This window comes from Galbibacter sp. L-19 (assembly GCF_056857615.1).
The window spans coordinates 1-26,986 of sequence record NZ_JBSXNL010000035.1 but is presented as its reverse complement, the minus strand read 5'-3'; the positions used below and the strand labels follow the sequence as shown (position 1 = coordinate 26,986).

At 33.4% G+C, this 26,986-nt stretch carries 14 protein-coding genes; all 14 read left to right on the top strand.

Annotated elements, in window-relative coordinates:
- Positions 1 to 178: 178 nt before the first annotated feature.
- The 14 genes from AC13CQ_RS03505 (at position 179) to AC13CQ_RS03440 (ending at position 26,877) form a co-directional block, all read left to right on the top strand.
- Positions 179 to 3,313 (top strand): SusC/RagA family TonB-linked outer membrane protein, encoded by a 3,135-nt coding sequence (locus AC13CQ_RS03505; RefSeq protein ID WP_008616314.1) that lies wholly within the window; start codon positions 179 to 181, stop codon positions 3,311 to 3,313.
- Positions 3,314 to 3,419: 106 nt separating this feature from the next.
- Positions 3,420 to 5,306 carry a RagB/SusD family nutrient uptake outer membrane protein gene (locus AC13CQ_RS03500; RefSeq protein ID WP_337900807.1) on the top strand — a complete coding sequence of 629 codons (1,887 nt, stop codon included), beginning with the start codon at positions 3,420 to 3,422 and terminating at the stop codon, positions 5,304 to 5,306.
- A 194-nt stretch (positions 5,307 to 5,500) separates the two neighbouring features.
- Positions 5,501 to 6,199, top strand: coding sequence for a DUF3823 domain-containing protein (locus AC13CQ_RS03495; RefSeq protein ID WP_335587392.1), 699 nt, complete (start codon positions 5,501 to 5,503; stop codon positions 6,197 to 6,199).
- A 252-nt stretch (positions 6,200 to 6,451) separates the two neighbouring features.
- A complete protein-coding gene (locus AC13CQ_RS03490) occupies positions 6,452 to 8,938 on the top strand; it encodes a glutaminase family protein (protein ID WP_337900808.1) in 2,487 nt (828 codons plus the stop codon).
- A gap of 2,177 nt (positions 8,939 to 11,115) precedes the next feature.
- Entirely contained in the window at positions 11,116 to 11,580 is a 465-nt protein-coding gene (locus AC13CQ_RS03485) for a hypothetical protein (protein WP_474507694.1), read from the top strand.
- A 116-nt stretch (positions 11,581 to 11,696) separates the two neighbouring features.
- The gene (locus AC13CQ_RS03480) at positions 11,697 to 16,643 is read left to right on the top strand and encodes an Ig-like domain-containing protein (protein ID WP_474507693.1); all 4,947 of its coding nucleotides are present in this window, start codon (positions 11,697 to 11,699) and stop codon (positions 16,641 to 16,643) included.
- 25 nt (positions 16,644 to 16,668) lie between these two features.
- A complete protein-coding gene (locus AC13CQ_RS03475; protein ID WP_474507092.1) occupies positions 16,669 to 17,592 on the top strand; it encodes a PorP/SprF family type IX secretion system membrane protein in 924 nt (307 codons plus the stop codon).
- An 18-nt stretch (positions 17,593 to 17,610) separates the two neighbouring features.
- Positions 17,611 to 19,551 carry an OmpA family protein gene (locus AC13CQ_RS03470; RefSeq protein ID WP_335588901.1) on the top strand — a complete coding sequence of 647 codons (1,941 nt, stop codon included), beginning with the start codon at positions 17,611 to 17,613 and terminating at the stop codon, positions 19,549 to 19,551.
- A gap of 558 nt (positions 19,552 to 20,109) precedes the next feature.
- A complete protein-coding gene (locus AC13CQ_RS03465; RefSeq protein WP_482882705.1) occupies positions 20,110 to 20,913 on the top strand; it encodes an immunoglobulin domain-containing protein in 804 nt (267 codons plus the stop codon).
- 31 nt (positions 20,914 to 20,944) lie between these two features.
- Complete coding sequence (locus AC13CQ_RS03460; RefSeq protein WP_474507136.1) at positions 20,945 to 21,835, top strand: hypothetical protein; 891 nt, start codon at positions 20,945 to 20,947, stop codon at positions 21,833 to 21,835.
- Between the two features lie 55 nt (positions 21,836 to 21,890).
- Positions 21,891 to 23,063, top strand: a complete 1,173-nt coding sequence (locus tag AC13CQ_RS03455; protein WP_482882704.1) for a T9SS type B sorting domain-containing protein — start codon at positions 21,891 to 21,893, stop codon at positions 23,061 to 23,063.
- A gap of 279 nt (positions 23,064 to 23,342) precedes the next feature.
- A complete protein-coding gene (locus tag AC13CQ_RS03450) occupies positions 23,343 to 23,858 on the top strand; it encodes a hypothetical protein (protein ID WP_474507134.1) in 516 nt (171 codons plus the stop codon).
- Between the two features lie 338 nt (positions 23,859 to 24,196).
- Complete coding sequence (locus tag AC13CQ_RS03445) at positions 24,197 to 25,069, top strand: sugar phosphate isomerase/epimerase family protein (protein WP_456866667.1); 873 nt, start codon at positions 24,197 to 24,199, stop codon at positions 25,067 to 25,069.
- A gap of 980 nt (positions 25,070 to 26,049) precedes the next feature.
- A complete protein-coding gene (locus tag AC13CQ_RS03440) occupies positions 26,050 to 26,877 on the top strand; it encodes a carboxypeptidase-like regulatory domain-containing protein (RefSeq protein WP_482882703.1) in 828 nt (275 codons plus the stop codon).
- Positions 26,878 to 26,986: the final 109 nt, after the last annotated feature.

Sequence of the window (26,986 nt, the reverse complement as noted above, 5' to 3'; positions counted from 1 at the left end):
TAATATTATCAATTTTCAATAGAATTAATTGAGGTATTGATAATCGACTTTATTTTTTTTGGATAATTTAATTAAAGTTTTTTTTACTCTTATTCTGATAAAAGCCTTACCAAGCTTTTGTATTCAAGATTTACTTACAAGCTAACTTAAAATGAATGTTTCAAAAAAATGAAATTCAATGAAAACAACTTTTAAAAATCAAATTAAACAATTGGTTTTTGCCTTAACATTTTGCTTTATCGCGATGTCTAATTTGTATGGACAAGATCAAGTAACAATTAATGGTAAAGTAACCGATGAGAATCAAGTCCCGATACCTTATGTAAATGTATTGGTAAAAGGAGGAGAAGGCAGTGGAGCCACCACAGATTTTGATGGTAATTATCAGATTTCAGCTGCTTCAGATGCAGTTTTGGTAATTAGTTCTATAGGGTTTAAATCCCAAGAAGTATCTGTAGACGGCCGTACAACAGTAAATGTAAAATTAAAAGAAGATGTTGAAGCTTTAGACGAAGTAATTGTAGTAGGATATTCTTCAGTGGAGAAGAAGGATTTAACAGCGGCAGTTTCTTCAGTATCAAGCAGCGATATTCAGAATGTACACGCAGGGAGTACGGTAAGTACTTCTTTGGCAGGAAAGCTTCCTGGGGTTAGTTTTAGAATGCCAGATGGGCGTCCGGGAGCTTCAGCAAATGTACAGATTAGAAATATGGGGAATCCGTTGTATGTAATAGATGGAGTACAGCAAGATGTAGGACAGTTTAATAATTTATCTCCAAACGATATAGAAAGTATTTCGGTATTAAAAGATGGATCGGCTGCAATATATGGTTCTAGAGCTGCAAATGGGGTAGTTGTAGTAACCACAAAGAAAGGAAGAAAAGGAGCTAGAAGTACCGTAAATATTGATGCGTATACAGGTTGGCAAAACTGGACTAGATTCCCTGAAACTGTAAACGACTCTTATGAATATATGCTTGGTAAGGCAGAGGCGGAAGTAAATGAGTTTGGTTCTACAGCTATTACAGCAGAAGAATTAGAAAAATATAGAATAGGAGAAGCACAAGGGTATCAATCTTTTAATTGGAAGGATTTTATAGTGAAAAAAAATGCTCCAGTTACTAGTTTTAATGTAAGTGCCTCTGGAGGATCAGAAAAAATAAACTACTATTTATCGTACACAAAATTAAATCAGGAAGCGGTTTTTGGAGATGAATGGACTTTCAATAGAGATAATATCCAAAGTAATGTTGATGCTCAAATAACTAATAATCTAAAAGTTGGAGTTCAGATAAATGGAAGAATAGAAGAACGAAAAAACCCAGGAATTCCAGGTTATGATGATTATTGGCAACCTCGTTTTGCAATTTTAAGAAATAGACCATTTGAGCGTCCTTATGCAAACGATAATCCAGAATATTTAAATGATATTGGTCATAATGAAACAAATGCAGGACTACATAATTTTGAAGTTGGTGGCTATTATGTAGATACATGGAGAGTATTGCAAAATAACTTTACTGCAGAATACGATTTTGGTTTTATAGATGGATTAAAAGCAAAAGGAATGTATTCCTATTTTATTTCTGATAGAGTGCAAAATGGACATGAATATACGTATGATGCCTATACGTATGATCAAGAAAATGATGAATATACAGTTACTGGAGGAAGTACCAATCCTTTTAGAGAGCGAACTACTCACAAGAAAATCCAAAATGTATTTCAAGGTTCTTTAAATTATAATAAGGTAATTAATGATGAGCATACTTTAAGCGCTATGTTCTTAATAGAGCGGATTGATATTAATGAAACCAATCAATATTTACATGCTGTACCAGGAACAAATGTACTGCCATTAATATATTTTTCTGATATGGATCAATATGACGATTCAGAATATGAAGAAGCTAGAATTGGATATGTAGGTAACTTTACCTATAACTATAAAGATAAATATTACATTAATTCTTCTATCAGAAGAGATGCTTCTTGGAAATTTGCTCCAGATAAGCGTGTAGGTATTTTCCCTTCTATTTCTGGTGGATGGAGAATTACAGAAGAGCCTTTTATTAAGGATTTAGTAGGTGATGATTTTATTGTAAACGACTTTAAGATAAGGGCTTCTTATGGGGTGTTGGGAGATGATGATATTGGAATTGGATCTTTTGATTATTTAACTGGATATAATTATGGAGGAACTCCAGTTATTATTGACGGAAATCCAATAGTACCGAGTACAGATAGAGGGCAACCTATAGATAACCTTTCTTGGTTTGAAAGTGAAATTACCGATATAGGAGTAGATTTTGGACTATTTGACGGAAAGTTAACTGGTACTTTTGATTATTTCTATAGAGCGCGCTCTGGCTTAAGAGGTAGAAAGTATGATGTGCTAGTACCTAATGAATTGGGATATTCTTTGCCAGACGAAAATGTTAATAGTGATGCTGTATATGGGTCGGAAGCTTCGCTTTCTTATTACGGAAATATTGGAGATTTATCAATAATGGTTTCTGGAAATGCATCGTATACCAAAACAAAATTCTTAGAGAGTTACAAGCCTAGGTTTGGTAATTCTTATGATGAGTACAGAAATTCATCAGAAGGAAGATATAATAATATTTTCTGGGGATATACAGCAATAGGTCAATTTGAATCGCAAGAACAAATAGATAATTATCCAATTAATAATGATGGACGTGGGAATACTTCTATGAATCCTGGAGATATAATGTACAAAGATGTTAATGGGGATGGAAAAATAGATGGATATGATGAAACTCCAATAGGCTACAATCAAACACAACCATTAATAAACTATGGCTTGAGTCTATCATTAGGTTACAAAGGCTTTGATTTTACGGCAGATTTTTCTGGAAATTCAGGCTATTCTTGGAATCAAAACTGGGAATCTAGAAGACCATTTATAAACGAAGGAGCTCTAGCAGAAATATTTTTAGACAGATGGAAAAGAGAGGACCCTTTTGATCCTAACAGCGAGTGGACTGCTGGGAAATACCCTGGCTTACGCTATAATAATGGTAGCCATAGTAACAATTGGAATTCTACATTTTGGTTGCATAACATTACATCTTTTAGAATAAGAACAATGGAGCTTGGGTATTCTTTCCCACAAGTGGTACTAGATAAATTAAGATTACAAAAACTGAGACTTTATGTTAACGGTTACAACTTATATTCTTTTGACAACTTGGAAGAGTATGGAGTAGATCCAGAAGTTGTGGACGACAATAGTTTACAATACCCACAAAATAGAGTAATTAATGTTGGTATTAATCTTTCCATCTAACATAAAAAATAATAATAATGAAACATCCATGTCTAAATTTTAGACACACATTGAAATGATTATTTGGATGTTCCATGTGACTGTTAAAAATGATAAAAATAAACACATGAAAAAGTATTTATATATAGTAATTACTGCAGCGCTACTAAGTACTAGTTGCAATAAAGACGAAGACTTTCTAGACAGAGAGCCTACCGATATTTTAACTGAAGAGCAAGTGTTTTCAGACCCAGCCGTAACATTATCGGTTATTGCTGGTTTGTATAACCGTTATTATGATTTCGCTTATATTGAAGATTGGGTATCTATTTCACAATTCAATATTGCCTTTTGGTCGGAAACAGGAAGGTATGGTAGTTTTCAAAACAATGAATTTGGATATGGAGATTGGGGTACCTGGGACTATGCATATATAAGAGATATTAATTTATTTATAGAACGTTGTGAACCAGCTACAGAATTAAGCGACGCCGATAAACAACGATTTATTGCTGAAGCGCGATTTTTAAGGGCTTCTTATTATTTTGAATTAGTTAAAAGAATGGGGGGCGTGCCACTAATTTTGGAAGCTGAAGAATATGATTTCAATGGAGATCCATCTTATTTACAGCATCCAAGAGAAACGGAAGCTACCATTTATGATTTTGTAATTAGTGAAGCTGAAGCTATAAAAGACTTCTTACCAGCTAATGTTGGAACTAAATCTAGAGCTACCAAAGCGGCAGCACTGGCAATGGAAGCTAGAGCTGCATTGTATGCAGGGTCTATTGCTAAATATGGGGCAAGTACGCCTCAAGTATCCTTACCTGAAGGAGAAGTTGGGATTCCTGCTGCTAAAGCAGATGCATACTATCAAAAAGCATTAACCGCTGCTAAAGACATTATAGATGGAAAAGCAGGAGGGTATGCTTTATATCAGAAGAAACCTGATTTGTCGGAAAATTTTGCCAGTATTTTTACGGATAAGGTAGAAAACCCTGAAGTTATTTTTATTGAAGATTATAAACTTCAGAGTGGTAAAACACATGAATTTACAGTATTAAATCAACCTATTTTTGGAGCAGAAGAAGAGTCTGGAGGCAGAACAAATCCTTCTTTAAACTTTGTACAATCTTTTGAAACTTTAGACGGTACTTACCAGCCTTTACCAAATGTAGATGCTTCTGGAAACCCTATTTATTATGACAATGTAGGAGCTATTTTTGAAGGTCGTGATGCCCGTTTAGCGGGAACAGTTATTTTACCAGGCTCGTCTTTTAAAGGACGACAAACCGATATTTGGGCAGGTTACCAAATGCCAGATGGAGCTATAATTAGCGGAGATTCTAGAGGACAACAAAAAGAAGTTGGTAATTTAGGAACTGTGCAAGTGGTTGGTTTTGATGGACCAATAGACGGATTAGAATTTACTGCACAAACAGGATTTTACCTTCGTAAATTTCAAGATCCTAAAGCAGGTTCTGGTCAGCGTGGGGTTAAAAGTGATGTGTGGCAAATGCGTTACCGATATGCGGAGGTATTATTAAATGCCGCAGAAGCTGCTTTTGAATTAGGTCAAGGAGGATTAGCAGCAGATTATCTTAACCAAATTAGGAGTCGCGCCGGAATTACAACTTCACTTACAGCTGGAGATGTAACTTTTGATAAAATAGTGCATGAACGTTATATAGAACTTGCATTTGAAGGACATTTTTTCTTTGATATCAAAAGATGGAGAATAGCAGACAAAGTACTAGATGGAGCGCCTATTAGTCCTTCCGAAGTAACAGAAAACATTGGAGATCCTTTAAAACGTAAAACCCAACCTTATGGAATCTGGCCTTATAAAATATATAATCCAGGGAATGAAAACGATGGGAAATTTATTTATAAAATTATAAAACCAGCAAGGGTAACAGGAGCCGACCGCTTTAGGCTTGGAAATTATTATTCTAAAATTGGAGATGATATTATTAACAACAACCCTAAAATTATTAGAAATCCTAATCAGTAATAGAAATTAGAAAAAAAGAGGAATGTCTATTAATTATGTGAAGTAAACTACCTCGGAGCAAGCTCACGAGGCATTAGAAGAAAAAACTAAAAAAACATTTCGAAGCAAGCTTCAGAGCATTAAAATCTCGATTATCGAGTAAAATTGAAATGAACATTCTTACTATTTTTTGAAAAATAAATAAACTTGTAAACATGAAATTAAAATATTCAATATTCATATTGGGAGCACTTACTTTTTTAGCTTCCTGTGATAAAGTAGATAATTACGAGGAACCCGATGCATTTTTTACTGGGCAAGTAGTTTATAATAATGAGCCCATTAGAGTAGGGAGTAACCAAGTAGATTTTCAATTATGGCAATCTGGATTTGGGAAAGAAACGCCTCTAGGAGTGACCTTAGATCAAGAAGGAAAGTTTAGTGCCAGATTGTATAGTGGAGATTATAGATTGGCTTTTGTAAAAGGACAAGGACCTTTTAGAACCAATATTATAAATGAGCAGCAATTGGATACTATTTTTGTTGATTTAAATGGAAATACAGAAATGAATATAGAGGTAACACCTTATTATCTAATTGAAAATGCTGAATTTACTAAAAGTGGGACTACCATTGTAGGAAAATGTAGTATTAATAAAATAATTGCAGATAGCGATGCAAAAGACATAGAGCGTGTTACCTTGTATGTAAATAAAACACAGTTTGTTTCGGACAATGGAGATTATAATATAATTGCTTCTGATGGAGATTTTAGCGATTTAAATAACATAAATATAAGTGTTGACCTTCCAGAAACAACTGTAAACAGGGAACAATTATATGCCAGAATAGGTGTAAGAATGGTAGGCGTAGAGGATATGATTTTTTCTCCTGTTGAGAAAATTGATCTGTAGTTTTTAATCCATCATTGAGGGTTTTATTTCCCAGATCCTGTTCTAAGTATCTTGAAGTGTTCTAGGTCGAAATGGATTAATTTTAGCCTCAGATTAACGGATGTATCTTTCCTTTTTCTTTGGAGGTCTTGCTAGAAGGGTAAGGGAGGAAAAAGATATATTAGTGAATCTGAGGTAAACAGACTTTCGGTCTTCTGCAGACTTTTTATTTTAAGAGCAGAATGGTTTAGTATAATAGTTAAAAATAAATATATGTATAAGAATTTTTTAATCATTTTAATAATATGTCTTGCAAGTTGTAATACACAAGAAAAGAAAACAGTAATTACAGCACAAGCAAAAGAAGGAGATAATGCGCGTCAAGCTTCAGCGTATCCTTTAATAACCCACGATCCATATTTTAGTATATGGTCTTTTTCCGACAACATTAATCAATCTCCTACTAAACATTGGACAGGAACGAACCAGTCGTTAATAGGAATGGTTAAAGTGGATGGTGTTTCGTATCGAGTTTTAGGGGATGATGTACCGAGTTATAAAACAATTGTTCCTACTGGGATAGAAAGTACTTATGAAGCAAAAATTACAGAAAGCAAACCGAATAATAATTGGCAAGTTAATGATTTTGATGATTCTTCATGGGAAACAAAACCAGCACCTTATGGCGATGGAGATCAAGCAAAAACAAAATGGACAACCGATCATATTTGGTACCGACGACAATTTGATCTAAATAACACTAATTATGAGGAGCTTTTTTTAAAGCTTAGACATGATGATAATGTAGAAGTTTATATAAATGGAGTGGAGGTATATACTTGTGAATGTTGGAATGATAGCTATGAGTATTATGATATTCCTAAAGAAGCTATTAAAGCCTTAAAAGCAAAAGGAAATTTACTAGCTATTCATGTTAAAAATAATCAAGGAGGACAGTCGTTAGACGCTGGAATTGTAGAGAAAATAAAGGATGAAACTACTGCAACTGTTGCAAAACAAAAATCTCTTAATGTTTCTGCTACCCAAACTTCTTATGTTTTAGAGTGTGGAGCTGTGGATGTAAATCTTACATTTTCGTCACCATTAATTATGGATAATCTGGAGTTGTTTTCAAGACCTGTTTCTTATATTTCAATGAAGACTAAATCTAATGACGGAAATACACATAAAGTACAGGTTTATTTTGGAGCATCCACTGCTTTAGCATCAGATGTTGTGAGTCAGAAAATGGTTGCTTCAACTGGCGAAACTACGGATGTTGATTATATAAGAACAGGAACTGTAGAGCAGCCCATTTTAGAAAAAAAAGGGGATAACTTACGGATAGACTGGGGGAGTTTGTATATAGCAACTCCAAAATCTGCTAAGGTTACACAAAATGTAAGTACTGCTATTAATGCTAAAACCGATTTTATAACAGGAAACAATAGTGAGTTTGTAGCAGAGGGGAAAGATTTGATGTTAAGCACCATTTTTCCAGAAGAATCGGTAAAAGAAACTAAAGATCATGTTATAATGTTAGGATATGATGATTTGTACTCCATTCAATATTTTGGAGAGAATTTACGTCCTTGGTGGAATAAAGACGGGAGCAATTCAATAGAAAAAGAATTAAATAAAGCAGCAAATTCTTACAGTGAAGTTATAGCACAATGTAATACTTTTGATCAAAACCTTCATGAAAAAGCAGTAAATGCTGGAGGAGAAGCGTATGCTAAATTATGTGAAATAGCGTATAGGCAGAGTATTGCAGCACATAAATTAGTAGAAAGTCCTAAGGGGGAATTACTGTTTTTATCTAAAGAAAATTTTAGTAATGGGTGTATCAATACGGTAGATGTTACTTATCCTTCTGCACCTTTATATTTGTTGTACAATCCAGATTTCTTAAAAGGGATGTTAACGGGAATTTTCTATTATTCTGAAAGTGGAAGACACACAGAACCTTTTGCTGCTCATGACATTGGAACCTATCCAAAAGCAAATGGAGAGGTATATGGAGAGCCTATGCCTGTTGAAGAATCTGGAAATATGATTATTCTTACAGCTGCTATTACTAAAGCTGAAAATGATATTTCTTATGCTGAAAAGCATTGGGAAACCCTTACAATTTGGGCAGATTACTTAGCAGAAAAAGGTTTTGATCCTGGAAATCAATTGTGTACAGATGATTTTGCTGGTCATTTGGCTAGAAATGCAAATTTATCTATTAAAGCTATTGTAGCTTTAGGTTCTTATGGATATATGGCAAAGCAATTAGGAAAAGATGCTATTGCTAAAAAATATACAGAAATGGCTAAAAATATGGCAGGTAAATGGATGAAATTGGCAGATGCAGGAGATCATTACGCACTTACATTTGATAATATGGACACTTGGAGTCAAAAATATAATTTAGTGTGGGATAAAGTTATAGGTCTTGATTTGTTTCCAGAATCGGTTTATAAAAAAGAAATAGCGTATTATTTGACCAAGCAAAATAAATATGGAATTCCGTTGGATAGTAGAGCAGATTATACTAAATCTGATTGGATTTTATGGACAGCAACTTTAAGTAATGATATGAAAACGTTTAAAGAATTGGCAGATCCTGTATATACCTATGCAAAAGAAACAAAAGATAGAGTTCCTATGAGCGATTGGTATTTTACTTCCAACGGTAATCAAAGAGGTTTTCAAGCCAGAAGTGTTGTAGGAGGATATTATATAAAGTTATTGAATGACAAATGGAAAAAATAAGTAGTTAGTATTGAGAATTAATAGCTCCTTTTAATCAGGAGTTGAAATAGTATGTAATTAATCCCGTATGCTTTATAGCTTACGGGATTTTCTTTTAGTTTAAAGATTGAAAAGTCCGAAGACCGAAGACGGGAGTCCGAAGCCTGAAGTCTGAAGTTCAGGAAACAAGAATATAGAGAAAAGATTATAGATTTTACGCTGTTATGGAGTTACGATGTTACACAATCACAACTTTACTTCTCTGAACCTTTGCCACTTTGAGTCAAAAAGTTAAGAAGTTAAGAAGTTATGGAGTTACGATGTTTTAGGAAACTTTTTACCTTCTGCATTCTGTCTCCCGACTTCGGACTTCCGTCTTTATTTCATTTCCTCATTTTCAAATCATCAAATTTATAACTCTGCCACTTTGAGTCAAAAAGTTAAGAAGTTATCGAGTTATGCTGTTACGATGTTACAATGACAAAAACTGCATACTGTAACTGCCAACTGAACACTTCGGTCTTTATTTCATTTCCTCATTTCCAAATTAGCACATTTATAACTTTGCCACTTTGAGTCAAAAAAGTTAAGAAGTTATGGAGTTACGATGTTACAATGAAAAAAAACTGCATATTGTAACTGCCAACTGAACACTTCGCTCTTTGGTCTTCGGACTTCCGTCTTCAATTCATTTCCTCATTTCCAAATTAGCACATTTATAACTTTGTCACTTTGAGTCAAAAAAGTTAAGAAGTTATCGGGTTATGTTGTTACGATGTTTTAGGAAAGTTTTTACCTTCTGCATTCTGTCTCCCGACTTCGGACTTCCGTCTTCATTTCATTTCCTCATTTTCAAATTAGCACATTTATAACTTTGCCACTTTGAGTCAAAAAAGTTAAGAAGTTATCGAGTTATGCTGTTACGATGTTACAATGACAAAAACTGCATACTGTAACTGCCAACTGAACACTTTGGTCTTCGGACTTCCGTCTTTATTTCATTTCCTTATTTTCAAATTAGCACATTTATAACTTTGCCACTTTGAGTCAAAAAGTTAAGAAGTTATCGAGTTATGTTGTTATAAAGAAAAAAAATTCCTACATACTACTGAATACAACGACTCCCTACTGTCTACTGTCTACTGAACACTGAACACTGAACACTGCTTTTTCGGTCTTTCAACTTCCGACTTCTCTTGTTACTTTAATAATTTTTTGCTACTTTAAATATTATATTAACAATATTATTCCTAATAAATTTGTAATACGTTAATTTCTAGAGTGTTTCATTTTTTACTTAATTTAAAAAACGTAACTAATTAAACTTATTTGTATGTTCAAAACCAAATTAATTAATTTTAACATTATTTTAACAAAATAAACATGAACAAAACTTCGGATATACTTTAAATTTAGAGTAGGAATCTTACTACTATTTTGTAGTCATTAAAAAATATATGTTGTATAATTATCAGTAGAAATAACGAATAATATGTATTAAGTTACTTATTTACATGTACTTGTGTGTGTTTACCATATACCGACCTAAACCAAAAACCAATGAAAATAACTACTACTTCAAATCTAACTATGGTGTTGATATTGCTTATTTTGTTTAAGCAATACAATTATTCCCAAACAAGAAATTTCTTCAATTTCATTCAGAATAAAATTAACAAATTTTTAACAAAACCGACTTAGATAGAACTTCGTATATACTACAAAGCCCAAGTAGGAATCTTACTACGATTTTAGTGATAATTCTAAAATTCATCTAAAAGAATTATCAGTAGAAATAATGAATAACATTTTATTAAGTATTGAATTAATTGGTGTTCCCTCAGATTTACGATAAACCAACGTAAACCATAAACCAATGAAAAAAAAACTACTACTTCAAAACTTATCTTGGGATGACTATCGGTTATTTTTTTACCAATACGCTTATTTCCAAACTAGAAATTTCATCACTTTTATTACGAGCAAAAGTCATTTAGATTTTTTAACAAAACCGACTTAAACGACGTTTTTTTAGCTGCTTAAAAGCTAGAGTAGAAATCTTGCTACAATTTTAATGACAATTTTTTAATTCATATTAAAAAATTGTCATTAGAAGCAGTGGATAACATTTTATTAAATGTATAAATTATTATTGGTGTTCCCTCAGATTTACGATAATCCAACGTAAACGTAAACCAATGAAAAAAACTACTATTTCAAAGCTTATCTTTGGGATGCTATTGCTTATTTTATTTAACCAATATGTCCATTCCCAAACAAGAAATTTCACCAATTCTATTACGAATCAAAGTAATGTAGACAATGCAACTAATGCAATTGATACAGATTTTTCAACAAATGCGTCCATATGGGCAAGTTCAGGATTACTTATAGGAATTGGAGCGTATTCTGGAAATTTGGAAGTTCAATTTCCTACAACTGTTCCAGCTAATACCACGTCATACGTAAAAATAGCTACCGATGACAATTTGTTACCAGCATTATTAGGAGGAAGTTTAGGCGGACTCTTATCGGATGTACTTGGGGTAGTGCTTATCGGAAACCAAGAATTTACGGTACAAGCGCTAAATGGAACCAATCCAATATTACAAGGTCGTTCAGAAATTGATAATGATTTTGCGGAGATAGACTTAGAATTGTAATTAATAGCCAAGGAGAATATTTTATTGCTATAACTCCCGCTCAAGCTTATAATAGGGTAAGACTTACCAATAGATTAGGGTCGCTTATAGGGTTGGGAAATACCAAAAGTTTAAGAATGTTTGAAACCTACTACGTTTCAAACCCATCAGTATGTGGAGATGCTGCTTTTACTTCGTTTGACGGTAGCGGGATTACATTAGACCTATTAAATCTCGGACAAGCAGGGGTGGTAAATCCAAGAAATGCTATTGATGATAATCCAGATAACTATTCAGAACTCAACTTAGGAATTCTGGGTGTTTTAGCGTCCATTCAACAATCTATTTACTTTGAAGGTTCTTCAAATAGTACCGATAGTTATAGCATAAAATTACAACTATCACCGGCACTTATTTCTGTAGGGGCTTTAGACAACATTAGAATTATTGCTAGTAATAAAGGAGAAGTAGTTCAAGATGTTGCGTTTTCAAGCTTATTAAATGTTGATTTACTCTCTTTAATTCAGCTTGAAGCAAATAAAAATCTTCCTTCAACCATTCCATTTAGTCCAGGTGTGCCAATAGATAGGGTAACGGTTAGATATACCTCTTTATTAAACGTTGAACTAGCACAAAGTTTAAATCTTTATGGAGTAACAAGAGCACCTGCTTTACCAACTATAGATGCGGCTTCTCTAGATAAAATGGTTTGTACAGGAAGTACTACAGATTTATTGGCAAACACAACACCAAATAATTTGGAGTTGAGATGGTATGATGCGCCATCAAATGGAAATCTACTTGGCACAGTAAATTCTGGAGAGACATTTACAACGCCAGCAATTACAGAAGATACAACTTTTTATGTAGCCGCAGCAACACCGGGTTGTGATACTGAATCTGCTAGGGTAGCTGTAGCTGTAACAGCTATAGAAAGACCTACCGCTGCAGCTATTTCTATAGTTGGCGCTGAAAATGATATTTGTGAGTCTAGTAATGTTATTTTAGTTCCTGCTAGTAGTATTGATGGAACTTATTCTTGGTATTTTGATGCCAATAAAACAGCACAAATAACAGACGGTTTAACACAAGGAACTGTAACCTATTCAATAGATAATGAAGGAAAACTCACCATAGCAGGACTAACAGCTACCGATACTCCTATTGATTATTTTGTAAGTATTACAGATCCAGACACTGGATGTAGTAATGCAAGTGGCGATTTAGCTACAGCAACTGTAAATGTAATTACTAATACATTAAATCCTACCATTACACTAGATGCTAATATTACTGCCGATGATGTAATTAATATTTCGGAGTCTCAAACCACCATTCCTATTTCTGGAAATGCTGGAGGCGATGCACAAGCTGGAGACATGGTAACACTTATTATTAATAAAATGGAATACACTGGAAATCTTGAAACAGATTTGAGTTTTAGTATTCCTGTAAATGGAAGTGATCTAATTGCAGATGCAGATTTAACCATTGAAGCTTTTGTAGAAACAGATAATGGTACATGTACAAGTAATGCTACCGATACAGAAACGTATACGTTGGATATTACATTACCAACAGTACCAACGGTTAATTCTCAACAAACAAATGATACCACTCCTATTATAACGGGTACGGCAGATTCTTCCGACGATTTAAGTATTGTAGTTAATGGAGTAACTTATACTGAAGCAGATGGGAATCTTGTAGATAATACCGATGATACTTGGTCTTTGCAAATTCCTGCTGGGAATGATTTACCAGAAGGGATTTATGATGTAGTAGTAACTGCTACAGATTCCGCAGGAAATATGGCTAATGATGCCACTACCAATGAACTTACTATAGACTTAACAGCTCCAGAGATACCAACAGTAACTCCATTAACAACTAATAGTAGTACCCCTACTATTTCTGGAACTGCTACCTCGGAAGACGAGCTTACTATTCTACTAAATGGAATTACTTATACGGAAGGCGATGGTAATCTTACCGATAATGCAAACGATACATGGACACTTGTAATTCCTGCTGCCAATGCCATTCCAGATGGAACGTATGATGTAGTTGCCACTGCAACAGATCTTGCAGGAAATATAGCTACAGATGCTACTACAGACGAGTTAATTATAAATGCTTTAGCTCCAAATGCTCCAACGGTAGACTTTTTAACAACTAATGATGCCACTCCTATACTAACAGGAACCGCAGAATCTATTTATGATTTATCGGTGGAAGTTAATGGGGTTATTTATTTAGAAGCCGATGTGGATTTAACCGATAATGGAGACGATACTTGGGCATTACAGATTCCAGATGCTAATTTAATCCCAGATGGAATGTATGATGTAAAAGCTGTTGTAAGCGATGGCGCTTTATCGGCTAATGATGGTACTATAAACGAACTTTCTATAGATACAACACCACCTGCAACGCCAACTGTAGCTACTCAAGCTACAAATGATACTACCCCATTAATTACTGGTACAGCAAGCTCGGAAGACGACTTAACCATTGATGTAAATGGAGTTGTTTATACGGAAGGGGATGGAAATTTAACCGACAATGGAGACGACACTTGGGCATTGCAAATCCCTGATGGGAATGCATTACCAGATGGAACGTATGATGTAGCTGCTACCGCTACAGATCAAGTTGGAAATGCCGCCACAGATGCTACGGTGGATGAATTAACTATAAGTACAAGTCTTCCAGCAGTGCCAACAGTAGATAAATTAATGACGGCAGATGCAACTCCAATAATTACAGGTACAGCAAGCTCTGGGGATGCGCTTACTGTAAAAATAAATGGAATTACGTATACGGAAGGGGATGGAAATTTAACCGATAATGGAGATGATACATGGGCATTACAAATTCCAGATGCAAATATCCTTCCAGATGGTTTTTATGATGTAGAAGCAGTTGTAACAGACCAATTTGGAAATACAAATTCAGATACAACAATTAATGAAGTAACTATAGACACTATGGTGCCTACAGTACCAACAGTGAATACTTTAATGACCAACGATTCTACTCCAACAATTACGGGTACTGCAGATTCTCAAGATCAATTAAGTGTTACTGTTAATGGAATTACGTATACGGAAGGCGATGGTAGACTGAGAGATAGCGGTACAAACTTATGGTCGCTTGCCATTCCTTCTGCAAACTCAATTCCAGATGGAGTTTATAATGTGTTAGCATCTGTTATGGATTTAGCAGGAAATACTTCTGTTGATGCCACTACAGACGAGTTAACTATTAATACGGAACTTCCTACCATGCCTACAGTAAATGAATTGGCAACAAACGATTCCACACCAACCATAACTGGTACAGCAGATTCTTCAGATAATCTTACTGTGGAAGTTAATGGTATTGTTTATACGGAAGGCGATGGGGATTTGGTAGACGATACAGATGATACTTGGACGCTTCAAATACCGCAAGCAAATGAGCTACCTGATGGAGTTTATGATGTTATGGCAACGGCTTCAGATGATGTAGGGAATACCTCTACAGACGCAACTACAGATGAATTGTCTATAGATACAGCTATTGTTGTGCCTGTTGTTCCTACGGTGAATAAATTAACTACAGATGATACGACACCAGTAATTACGGGTACTGCAACCGCTGCAGATGAGCTTACTGTTACTGTAAATGGTTTTACATATAGTGAAGGAGCAGGGAGTTTAGTAGATAATGGAGATGATACATGGACTTTACAAATTCCAACAAGTAATGTATTAACTCCTAATGTATACAATGTTATAGCTACCGCAGTGAATGCATCTGGTGGATCTTCTACAGATACCACTACTAATGAGTTATCTATCATAGTTGGGAATAACGATGAAGATCCTAATATCCCTACTATAAATGAAATAACTACTACAGATCCTACGCCAATTATAACTGGAACCGCAGATTCTGCAGATGATTTAGTAGTTGTTCTAGATGGAAATACGTACACAGAAGGCGATGGGAATCTTACCGATAATGGAGATGATACTTGGACGTTACAAGTGCCAGATGAGAATGCTTTAGCCGAAGGAGTTTATGATGTGCAAGCTACTGTTACTGATGGTGTAGGAAATACTGCAGATGATGTAACTACAGATGAGTTAACATTAAATTTTGATACTCCAACTGAGCCAACTGTAGATGAAATAGCTACTACAAATCCTACGCCAACTATAACTGGAACCGCAGATTCTGCAGATGATTTAGTAGTAATTCTAGATGGGAATACCTATACAGAAGGCGATGGTGATCTTACTGATGATGGAGACAACACCTGGACGTTACAAGTACCAGATGAGAATGCTTTAGCCGAAGGAGTTTATGATGTGCAAGCTACTGCTACAAATAGTTCAGGAAATTCAGTAAGCGATGCAACAACGGATGAGTTAACCATAGAAAGTCTTCCTGTATCGGATATCAACATTTTAAAAACAGTAAACAATATAAATCCGTTAGTGGGAGAAACCATAGAGTTTACCATTCTTATAACTAATAATGGAGAAACAGAATTTACTAATGTTAATATTGATGAAACTATAAATTCAGGATTTATATATAAAACTCATACTACAGATAGAGGTTACTACAATCCTTCAAATGGGGTTTGGGAAATAGATTTATTAGAGGCAAACCAGACAGCAACCTTAACACTTAGTGTTGAAGTAGTTCCTACTGGAGTTCATTCCAATGTAGCATCAATTAGAACTACTACGCCTATAGATGATAATACTGATAATAATACTTCAGAAGTAATTATCGAACTGAGTTGTTTGACTGTTTTTAATGAATTTACACCTAATAACGATGGTTATAACGATTATTTCAGAATAGAATGTATTGAGAAATACCCAACTAACGAACTGAGAGTTTTTAATCGTAACGGAAACAAAGTTTATGAAACCGTTGGATATTCAAACAATTGGGATGGAACCGCAAATGTTAACGGTGCTGTAGATAAGGGTAAAAAACTTCCTGCAGGGGTATACTTTTATTCCCTTAAAATAGATGAATTGGGAGAAGATAAATCAGGATGGTTATACATCGCAAAATAAACCAAAAACCTCAAAACAAAATTTCATGAAAAATTCAATTCAATATAAATTAATTTTTATAACGCTCTTAGGCTTTTTAATAACGGAAAAAGCAACTGCGCAGCAACAACCACAGTATACGCAATATATGTATAATACGCTCGTATTAAACTCTGGTTATGTTGCCGATAATAGGCTAGAGGTAGGGTTACTTCATCGTTCTCAATGGGTTGGGCTCGATGGAGCTCCTTCTACACAGTCCTTAACGGTAGGTGGAAAAGTAGGACAGCGTATAGGTGTTGGACTTACTATGGTTAACGATAATATTGGACCATCTAACGAACTGGATATAAACGGAGTATTTTCATATAATATTCCTATTAGTTACAACGCTCGTTTATCCTTTGGGATGAATGCTGGGTTGGATATATTAAACGTGGATTGGTCTGAAGGAAAATATGCCAATACTCAAGATCCAATTCTTTCTAATAATGTAAATAATATAAGACCTATTATTGGAGCTGGTGCTTATTTATATAGTGATAAGTGGTATGTGGGACTTTCTACTCCTAATTTTATAAAAACCGAAACATATAATGACGATGAAGAACTTGTAATCGACCAAACAACGCAGTTTTATTTGATGGGAGGTTATGTTTTTCAGGTAAGTAGCGATGTAAAACTTAAACCATCTACATTGCTTAAATATAGTGAAGGAACTCCAATAACAGTAGATTTATCATTAAATGCGCTTATCCAAGATAAATTTAGTGTTGGTGCAGCGTATCGATTTAATGATTCAATGAGTGCTATGCTTGGTTTTCAGATATCAAGAAGCTTTTTTGCGGGCTATGCGTTTGATTATGCAACCACAGAGCTTAATAAATATAATGATGGTTCACACGAAATTATATTAAAATATACCTTACCAGACTCGAATAGAAGAGCTAAATCACCTAGATTTTTCTAACCAAAACCAACTACTATTATGAAAAAAATACTAATCTTTATCGCTTTCCTTTCCTTTGGAATGTATGCCCAGAATAATACATGGAAAGCAGACAAGCTTTATGCTGAATATCATTATGAAGCAGCAGCAAATCAATATAAAAAAATTATAGACAGGAGTACTACCTTAAATCCGGGTGCATTGGAACGCTTGGCAAATAGCTATTTTAATATTGCCGACTACCAAAATGCGTATGTATGGTATGATAAACTTTATAATTTAAATAACGAACGGATGAAGGAAAGTACTTTTATAAAGTATCTACAGTCTGCAAAATCCAGTAGAGATTATGAAAAAGCAAACCGTCTTATTCAAGATTATTATGCCGATGATTACAGTAGAATTGAAACAATAACCATTCAGAAAAGAAATCTTGACGAAATAAAAGTATCAGATTCTCTTTACAAGATTCAGAATGTGGCTATTAACTCCAAGATGTCAGATTTTGCTCCGATATATTATAAAGATTATATTGTTTTCTCATCCACCAGAGATACAAGTGTTACAAAGGATAAATTATATCCATGGAATAATCAGCCGTATTTGGATCTTTATATTGCTGAAAAAAACAAGGAAAATGGAGAACTGAAAGACGCAAAAAAGTTCAGTTTAAAATCAAAATCCAATTTCCATGATGCTACACCATGTTTTAGTAAAGATGGAAAGTTTGTTTATTTTACTAGAAATTATAGTGCTAATAAAAAGCTAAAAACTAATAAAGAAGGAGTTTCAAATTTTGAAATTGTTAGAGGGTATATTAATGGAGATAATATTACCAATATTGAAACGCTAAGCTTTAATAGTATGAAATATTCTTGTGGGCATCCTGCAATTTCTCCAGATGGGAAGTATTTGTATTTTGTATCTGATATGCCTGGTGGTTATGGAGCGTCTGATATTTACTACACTGAAATTTTTGAAGATGGAAAAACAAATACTCCAATAAACCTAGGGCCAACTATTAATACCCCAGGAAGAGAAATGTTTCCTTTTGTTACAGATAGTACGTTGTATTTCTCATCAGATGCGCATTATGGGCTAGGAGGGTTAGATATTTTTGAGAGTAAGATTAAAGGAAAAAACAGCTATGAGATTCCGTTAAATTTAGGCGGGAGTTTAAACAGCAATATGGACGATTTTAGTTTGATTTATAACCCTACCAATCGTACAGGTTATTTTGCTTCTAATAGAAGTTTAGGAAAAGGAGATGATGATATTTATTACTTCAGAAAAAAAGAACCTTTACTATTTCAAACTTTTTCAGGGCATGTATATGATGAAAAAACAAAAGAGCCACTTGAAGGAGTTTCTGTAGAAGTTAAAGATATTCTTAATGATGCTGTTACACAAACTATACAAACAGGAGATAGTGGATATTATGAACTAGAACTTCCATTTAAAATGGAACAACAGTTAACATTTTCTAAACCAGATTATACATCAGAAAAAATATATGCAAAGACTACAGAAGATCCTAAAGTAGCGCTAAGAGGGAATGATGTATACCTAACTTCTTTAAAAAGTTTAACGGTTAAAGAGGGCAACGATTTAAAAATAGATGTAGATCCTATATTCTTTGAGTATAACAAAGCCGATATTACCCCACAAGCACAAGTAGCACTAGAAAAAGTGTTATATGTTATGAAAGAATTTCCAACGCTTCATATCATGATAGAATCTCACACCGATTCTAGGGGTTCCGATAGTTATAATATGAGCCTTTCAAATTCTAGAGCAGAGCATACAAAACGTTACATTATTGCAAACGGAATTGAAGCAAATAGAATTGAAGGTGCTAGAGGGTTTGGAGAGAGTAAATTAAAAAATAAATGCTCAAATGGGGTAAGTTGCAGTGAGGAAGAACATTCCTTAAACCGAAGGTCCAATTTTATCATAGTTGAGAATAAACCAGACTTTTAAATCCTCTAAAATATAGAAAGTGACTGTCTAAAAAAGCATGTTTTTATGACAGTCACTTTTTTTTAATCACTTATCCTAAGAGTGAAATGCATATGTGCTTTAGATAATAATACGAATGTTATAATAATTTCAGAACTTCATTTTCATTCTTTATAAGGTATAAACTAGGAGTTCTATTTTTAAGAATATTTTCGAACAACTTCTGATAAATATGTTGCATACTCCCCAATTTTCTTTCTCGTTTTTTAATTATATAAAATCTAAAATACGTCGAATCTCTTTTGTAATGAAGTATATTCGCCAAAAATAGGTTTAATTGAAAGACAACTAGCCATCGTAAAATTCTTACGAATTTTTACGATAGTATTGATTTTGTTTACTAAATTAGTCGCCAGAACCAAAGTAATAAACCACACCTGAATTATTATATAAAAACGATTAAATTTTTTAATAAAAAGAAGATTAATATTATATAAAATCGGGTTATGAACATATATAGTCAACGCATTGTATAATCTATTGCGTTATCATCAAATGTATATTACACTATTCATTTGGATGCTTGTAATATATTCATCAAACGTATATGGGCAAAGGGTTTATGCTACTACACAACAAAATAGCCATTCACTTTCTGCGAGTATAAGTAATGAGAACAGGGCAATAGATGCAGATTACGCCAACTACTCTACACTAAATATTGGAGTGGGCATTGGTGGACTTTTTTTTGCGCAACAAAATCTTCAGTTTACGGGGGTTCTTCGCCCAAGACCTACCTCTCCTATTATTATAAAGTTTGGATCTACTATAATGCTTTCAGAGCTGACAGACGAAATAGCTATTCAGCGTACCAATGGAGGGATTAATGGAACAGTAGGAACCGCCTATACAAGTACTCCATTGGCAGCCCTCATTACCACAAATGGTGGCGCTAACGCAACAGAAGTTTCAATACCAATTCCTGGATCTAGTGAAGAAAGTGATGGTTTGCGTTTAAGGTTAAGTACTTCTTCACGATTTTCAATATCTGCTAGGCTTTATTACGCTTTTTTCATAGCACCTCCTATTCTTGTAAATACCAGTATCGCTATTTGTGAGGGAGAAATAGGAGCTGTAGGAATAAATAATTTTCAACCCAACTATACCTGTAAATTATATGATTCTCTTACAGGTGGAAATCTTGTAGGAAGTAGTACTAGTCAAGTTATTTCTTTTAACGCTGCAAATTTGACGAGTGGGAATTATTATGTAGTAGCTGTTGAAACTGCCACCAATTTTTCATCATCTAGAACTCTTATTCAGATAACAAAATATTTAAAACCAGGGAATCCAGCTATAGAAATCAATATAAATCAGAATTAAATAATTAAGCATTAATCTAAAATGTAAAAAAATGAAAACGTTCAACAAAATTTTATTTACAACTCTTTTGGGAATAGGGTTATTAACCTCATTTCAGAGTTATGCGCAAACTGCGCCAAATCCACAAGCGTCTATTTCAACACCTACACATCTGGATGTTGGAACAATTAATAGTGATGCTACCACCGTAACAGTTATTAATGACGCTGTATTATTTTACAACCCTGCTACAAGTGGCCCTTCAATTACACTAACTGCTAGTTTAGATGATGGAAATGGGAATGTATTCAACTCTTATCAATGGTATTTAGTATTGCAAAATGGGACTGAGAATATAGTATCTGGCCAAACAACTGCAAATTTATCTTTAGCACAGCTTGCTCCTGGATATCATAAATATAGAGTATATGGTTTGGTAAATAATGAAGGAGGAACCGTTATTTGTCAATCCGAAGAATATCAGGATTTAATCCTTTTTGTATTATCGCCTTTAGATATTACTACTACTGTAACTTTAAATGATAATCCGCAAGAGTATTGCGCAAACAATGTGTTTGACACCCCTACAAATCTTTCAGTAACCAATATTACAGCAGATTATAGTGCAAATACAAACGGGTATAGCAATCCTTTAGGGAGTAATTTTGAAGTTAGCTATAATTGGTATGCAGTTTTAGAAGGAGGAACAGCTAATCCAATTAATCTTGAAACCGCTGTAAATAACTATAATATTTCTATAACAGACCCTGGAACCTATACTTTTTATGTGGAAGTTAAGTATGTGGTAAAAACAGATGATGGCACAAGAAGTTATATAACCTATGTTGGAAATATTAAAGATTCTACAGGGGATCCATTTGAAATTACTATAACAGCTGTTCCAGGAGCTCCAACTATTTCAATTGGTAACATTACCAATTAAGAGAGTTCCATAAATTAAAATTTGATTTTGCTATTGTTTTACAATGAATTAATTTATGCAAACTCCTTATTCGTTATATTATTTCAGAATATATCTGGGGATGCTAGTGGTTATTGCAAGTTTTTTTGAGAAAGCGTATGCGCAAGCAGAAAATGAACAAATAACTATTAGTCCTGGAGAATCTGTGCAATTAAATGCTTTTTCAGAAGGCGCTACTTATTATGTATGGTTACGAAATAATGAAGTTATTGAGAATGCAACAAATAGTGTTTATTCAGTAACAAAAGAAGGGATTTATAAGGCTATAGCGTATAACGATTATAACTGTGGGTCGGAGCTGTCAAATAATATTGAAGTTAGGTATAGCAAAACTTCAGAAGAGTTTACAGCGCTTCATTTTTGTGAGAAGGCAAAACCAACTATTATGGAGTTGGATATTGGATTAAATGACTTGATTTGGTATTCAACTAAAGAGCGGAATGTAAGTTTACCTGCAACCACACTTTTGGAAGATGGTAAAATGTATTATGCTTCAAGTCTGAGTTCAGAAGTTAGCTATGCTGTTGAGGTATTTATGGATGCCTGTATAGACATAGCAATACAGAAAGAAGTAGATAAAGTAAAAGTTCCTTATGAAACTATTGTAAACTTTACTATTTCAGTTTTTAATACAACCAATATTCCAGCAATAAATGTTATAGTTAAGGAAGAATTACCATCTGGTTATATTTATCAAGAACATCAATCTAGTGCGGGAATTTATAAGGTTGCAGAAGGTATTTGGAGTATCCCAAAATTAGCATCCAAGGCACAAGAAAATTTAAAGATAAAAGTGAAGGTTGCTAATAAAGGCGATTATCTGAACCAAGTAAGCTTAGTTTATTCAGAACCAGAAGATTTTGAAATACAAAACAATGTTTCAACTGCTTCTGTAAATCCGTTAGGCATAATAGTACATGATATTTTTACTCCCAATAATGATGGAATGAACGATACTTTTGTAATTGATTCTATAGATAACTATCCAGAAAATGTACTTAAAATTTATAACAGATATGGGACGTTAGTATATCATAAAAAAACGTACGATAATAGCTGGGATGGATTTATTAATGTAAATGGAATGCTTAATAAAAACGAACGTCTGCCTCCAGGAGTATATTTTTATAATTTAGCTTTAGGAAGCGATACTGAACCAATAATAGGTTGGATTTTTATAGGATATTAAGAGCTTCATTTTTTTCTAAGAGTATTTATAAACTGTTATTCATTAATTTTTAAGGATATTGATTGTCGATAAATTTTAAGGAGTTTCCTCAACTAATTAATACAATGATTATATATATGATATATGTCATAAGAGGAGGTAGAATAGATGTATAGTTTTGGCATTAGTATTGATTTTATAAGAACTAAATAAATTTATGAAGGTTAAAAACTATAAAATTCAGTATATTTATTTGTAAATAATTGATATAAAGCGTATTAAATAATAAAGAAAAGTATTATGATTATTAGAAAAATAGTATTAGCTGTATTTGCTACAGCAATGATTGTGGCTTGTGGCGATAAAAAAGGAGAAAAAAACAGTAGTGAAAGTGAGTTTACTAGGGTTGGAGAACCAGAGAATATGGAAGTAGAAGTGGTTGAAAATTATTTTCCAAAGAAAGAAATTACACCAAATGTAATTCAATTTTATACTATTGACAATGAAAAAGAATTTAATCAAAAATTTGGGGTAGCTAAAACCATGAATAATAAAGTAACTCCAATTGATTTTAGTAAGAATAGAGTAGGGGTTATTATTTTACCAGAAACCAATAAAAAAACAACTATAGAAATTGAGGATACAGAAAGAATAGGTTCTGGAGCTGTTATTGAATATGAAATTACAGAAGGCGAAGAACAATCGTTTAGTACAACTCCAGCTCTTATATTTAAGCTTCCAGGAGATAACCGTTTAAAAACAATCGAATTTAAAGCGGGGAAAGAAGTTAATGTTATTGGGGTTTCCGAAAAATAATCAAATCATTTATATAAATAAAATAAGGCTGTCTAGATATTTAGGCAGCTTTTTTGTTGTTTAAAGAATATGCTTTAATCCCGCATTGTGGGTTTTATTCCCAGAGCCTGTCCTGAGTATCTTGAAAAGTTCTACGTCGAAATGGATTAAATTATTTTCCTTTGAATACCTCCTAGGCTCACCTTGAGTTAGTTTATTGTGATATATATTTTTATTTTTTTAAATGAATATGGTTGTATGGTGGGTATTTTTAGACAAATTTAGTTTTCGTTTAAATCAATTTAGTAAGTTTTACTATATTTAATCCAAATGAGTAAACCATCCTATTATAATTAATTATGAACAGAAGAAAATTTATCAAACAAACTGGACTTGTAACAGCTGGGGTATATACCTTGAGCACTTCAAATTTAATGGCAAGTATTGTAAATAATAAATCCATTAATCCATTTGGAGTGCAGCTATATAGCGTTAGAGATGTATTGCCAGATGACCCAAGAGGAGTAATGACCAAATTGGCAAAAATGGGGTATAAACAGTTTGAAAGTTACAGTGGAGAAAAAGGATTTTTATGGGGACTTTCTCCAAAAGAAATGAAGGTTTTTTTAGGAGATATTGGGGTTGATATGGTGAGTACCCATTTTAATTATCTTGATGTGGTTAACAATTCAGATACATTAAAAATGAATATAGAAATGGCCAAAGGTGCTGGTCTAAAATATATGCTTTGCCCATATCTTGGTCCTCAAAAAAGTTGGGATGAGTGGAAGCAAGTTGCAGATAACCTTAATAAAGTAGGGGAAGAGGTTAGTAAAGCTGGATTAAAATTTGGATACCATAATCATGATTATTCGTTCAAACCTTTAGAAGGAAAACTTCCTCAAGATTATCTAATTGAAAATACAGATCCAAACTACGTAATGTTTGAATTAGACCTTTGTTGGATTGATGTAGCGGGTGTAGATACAGAAGATCATTTAAAAAAATATGGCGATCGTTATGAATTATGTCACATTAAAGATTATACAATCAAAGACGGGAAACCGTTGCAAAACGATTTAGGAAAAGGTACTGTAAATATTAAAGACACTTTAAACGCTGCCTTAAAAAGTAATATTAAATACTATATAGTAGAACAAGAAGAATATCCAAACTCTTCATTAGAGAGTTTAGAATATGATGCTAAATATATGGAACTTCTTAGTCTGTAGGAGTATCAAAAATTTTATCTTAAAAAAAATGGCTGTATAAGAAAGTACCTAAGCTGTATGTGTTATCTAACTTATATTGTTATAGGCGCATGTTTTGTCGTCAAAAACTGGGATTGTCTTGTTGTCAAACCGAGCTTGTTTTGTTTTTAAATTTGGCTTGTCCTGTTTTCAAACTGATTTTTCTTTTTGTAAGCTGAGCTTGTTTTGTTTTCAAATTGGGCTTGTCCTGTTGTCAAACTGAGCTTGTCTTGTTTTCAAACTAATTTTTTCTTTTTGTAAGCTGAGCTTGTCTTGTTTTCAAATTGGGCTTGTCCTGTTGTCAAACTGAGCTTGTCGAAGTTTAGCTACTAACTCTCAATAAAATCCTTCGACAAGTTCGACAACTACAAATTACTCTTTAAACGACCACTTTTTCTTGATTTTAAACCCTTATATTCAGGTATTTCTTTCCAATAGCTATAATTCTTTCTTACAGCAAATTACCTTATTTCTTTCAGTATAAAATAAAACATCTATTACAACTAATAGGCAGCATTTCTATTAGGAGTCATTAATGTCCGTAAGAAATACAAGAACGCTTTGCTGTAAGAAAAAACAAAGACTAAATATTAACTATCATAAAATAAGTAGTTTAAATAAATAACATTCCTACAATCTTCTTTTTATTCATTTTTATTAATAGCAAGTGGCTATTTTGAAAACCTCATTTAAACCTAGATATAAGTAGCGTCCAATAAATTTCGTTAACCTTTATCGCACAACAATAATTAGGAATTAATTATTCATCATAAATAAGGTTCGTACACATTATAAATGTTAAAATAACACTTTTTTAATTATTTCTATTGTTTTTTTAAAAGTAAATTATACATTTACAAAACCTACGATGTTAAATTTCTGTTATATTAAAAAATTCAATCGATTGAATTTGAGGTATAATCGAATAAACGTTAAATAATTATTAATAAACTAACTAAGAAATGAAAACAAAAAAAACTAACAAAAGTTATTTCTTTTGCTGTTTTCTCTATTTACTAATAGGGATAACCTCTATAACAGCAGCAGAAAGGAATTCTAATCTAATGCAAACTCCAATTAGTGGAACTGTAACTTCTGGTACCGATAATGCCCCATTGCCTGGGGTTAGTGTGGTAGTAAAAGGAACCAATAATGGAGTTGTAACCGATTTTGATGGATTCTATGAATTGAGTGGGGTAGCACCAGATGCAATTTTAGAATTTTCTTACATAGGTTTTAAAACACAATCTATTTCGGTAAATGGAAAAACAACTTTAAATGTAACATTAGAGGAAGATTTAGCACAATTAGACGAAGTAGTTGTAGTAGGTTACGGAACCCAAAAACGTTCCGATGTAACTGGATCTGTTTCTTCGGTTCCAGAAGATAGGCTTGAAAATCTTCCTGTTACTAACGTTACTCAAGCTATCCAAGGTACAACAGCAGGACTTAATATTACAGAAGGTTCTTCGGTTCCAGGAAGTACTGGTTCCATACAAATTAGAGGGGTTAACTCCATTAACGCCAATACGAGTCCGTTTATAGTAGTAGATGGAACTCCATTTTATGGCTCGATGAACGATATTAATACCCGAGATATTAAATCTATAGAAATTTTAAAAGATGCATCTGCAGTGGCTATTTATGGTACACGTGGTTCTAATGGGGTTATTTTAATAACAACCAAAAGAGGGGTAACTGGGAAACCAACCATTAATTATTCTGTTTACACAGGACTGGAGAGTATCTCTCATGTTTTACTGGACTTGCTATATTTGACTGGACAGTAAGAAAGGAGTTTATATATTTATAAACTTTAAAAAAATAATAATGTCAAAAGCACGAAATTTTTACACCAAAGAATTTAAACAAAAAGCTGTAGAGCTTAGTTATGCTAAA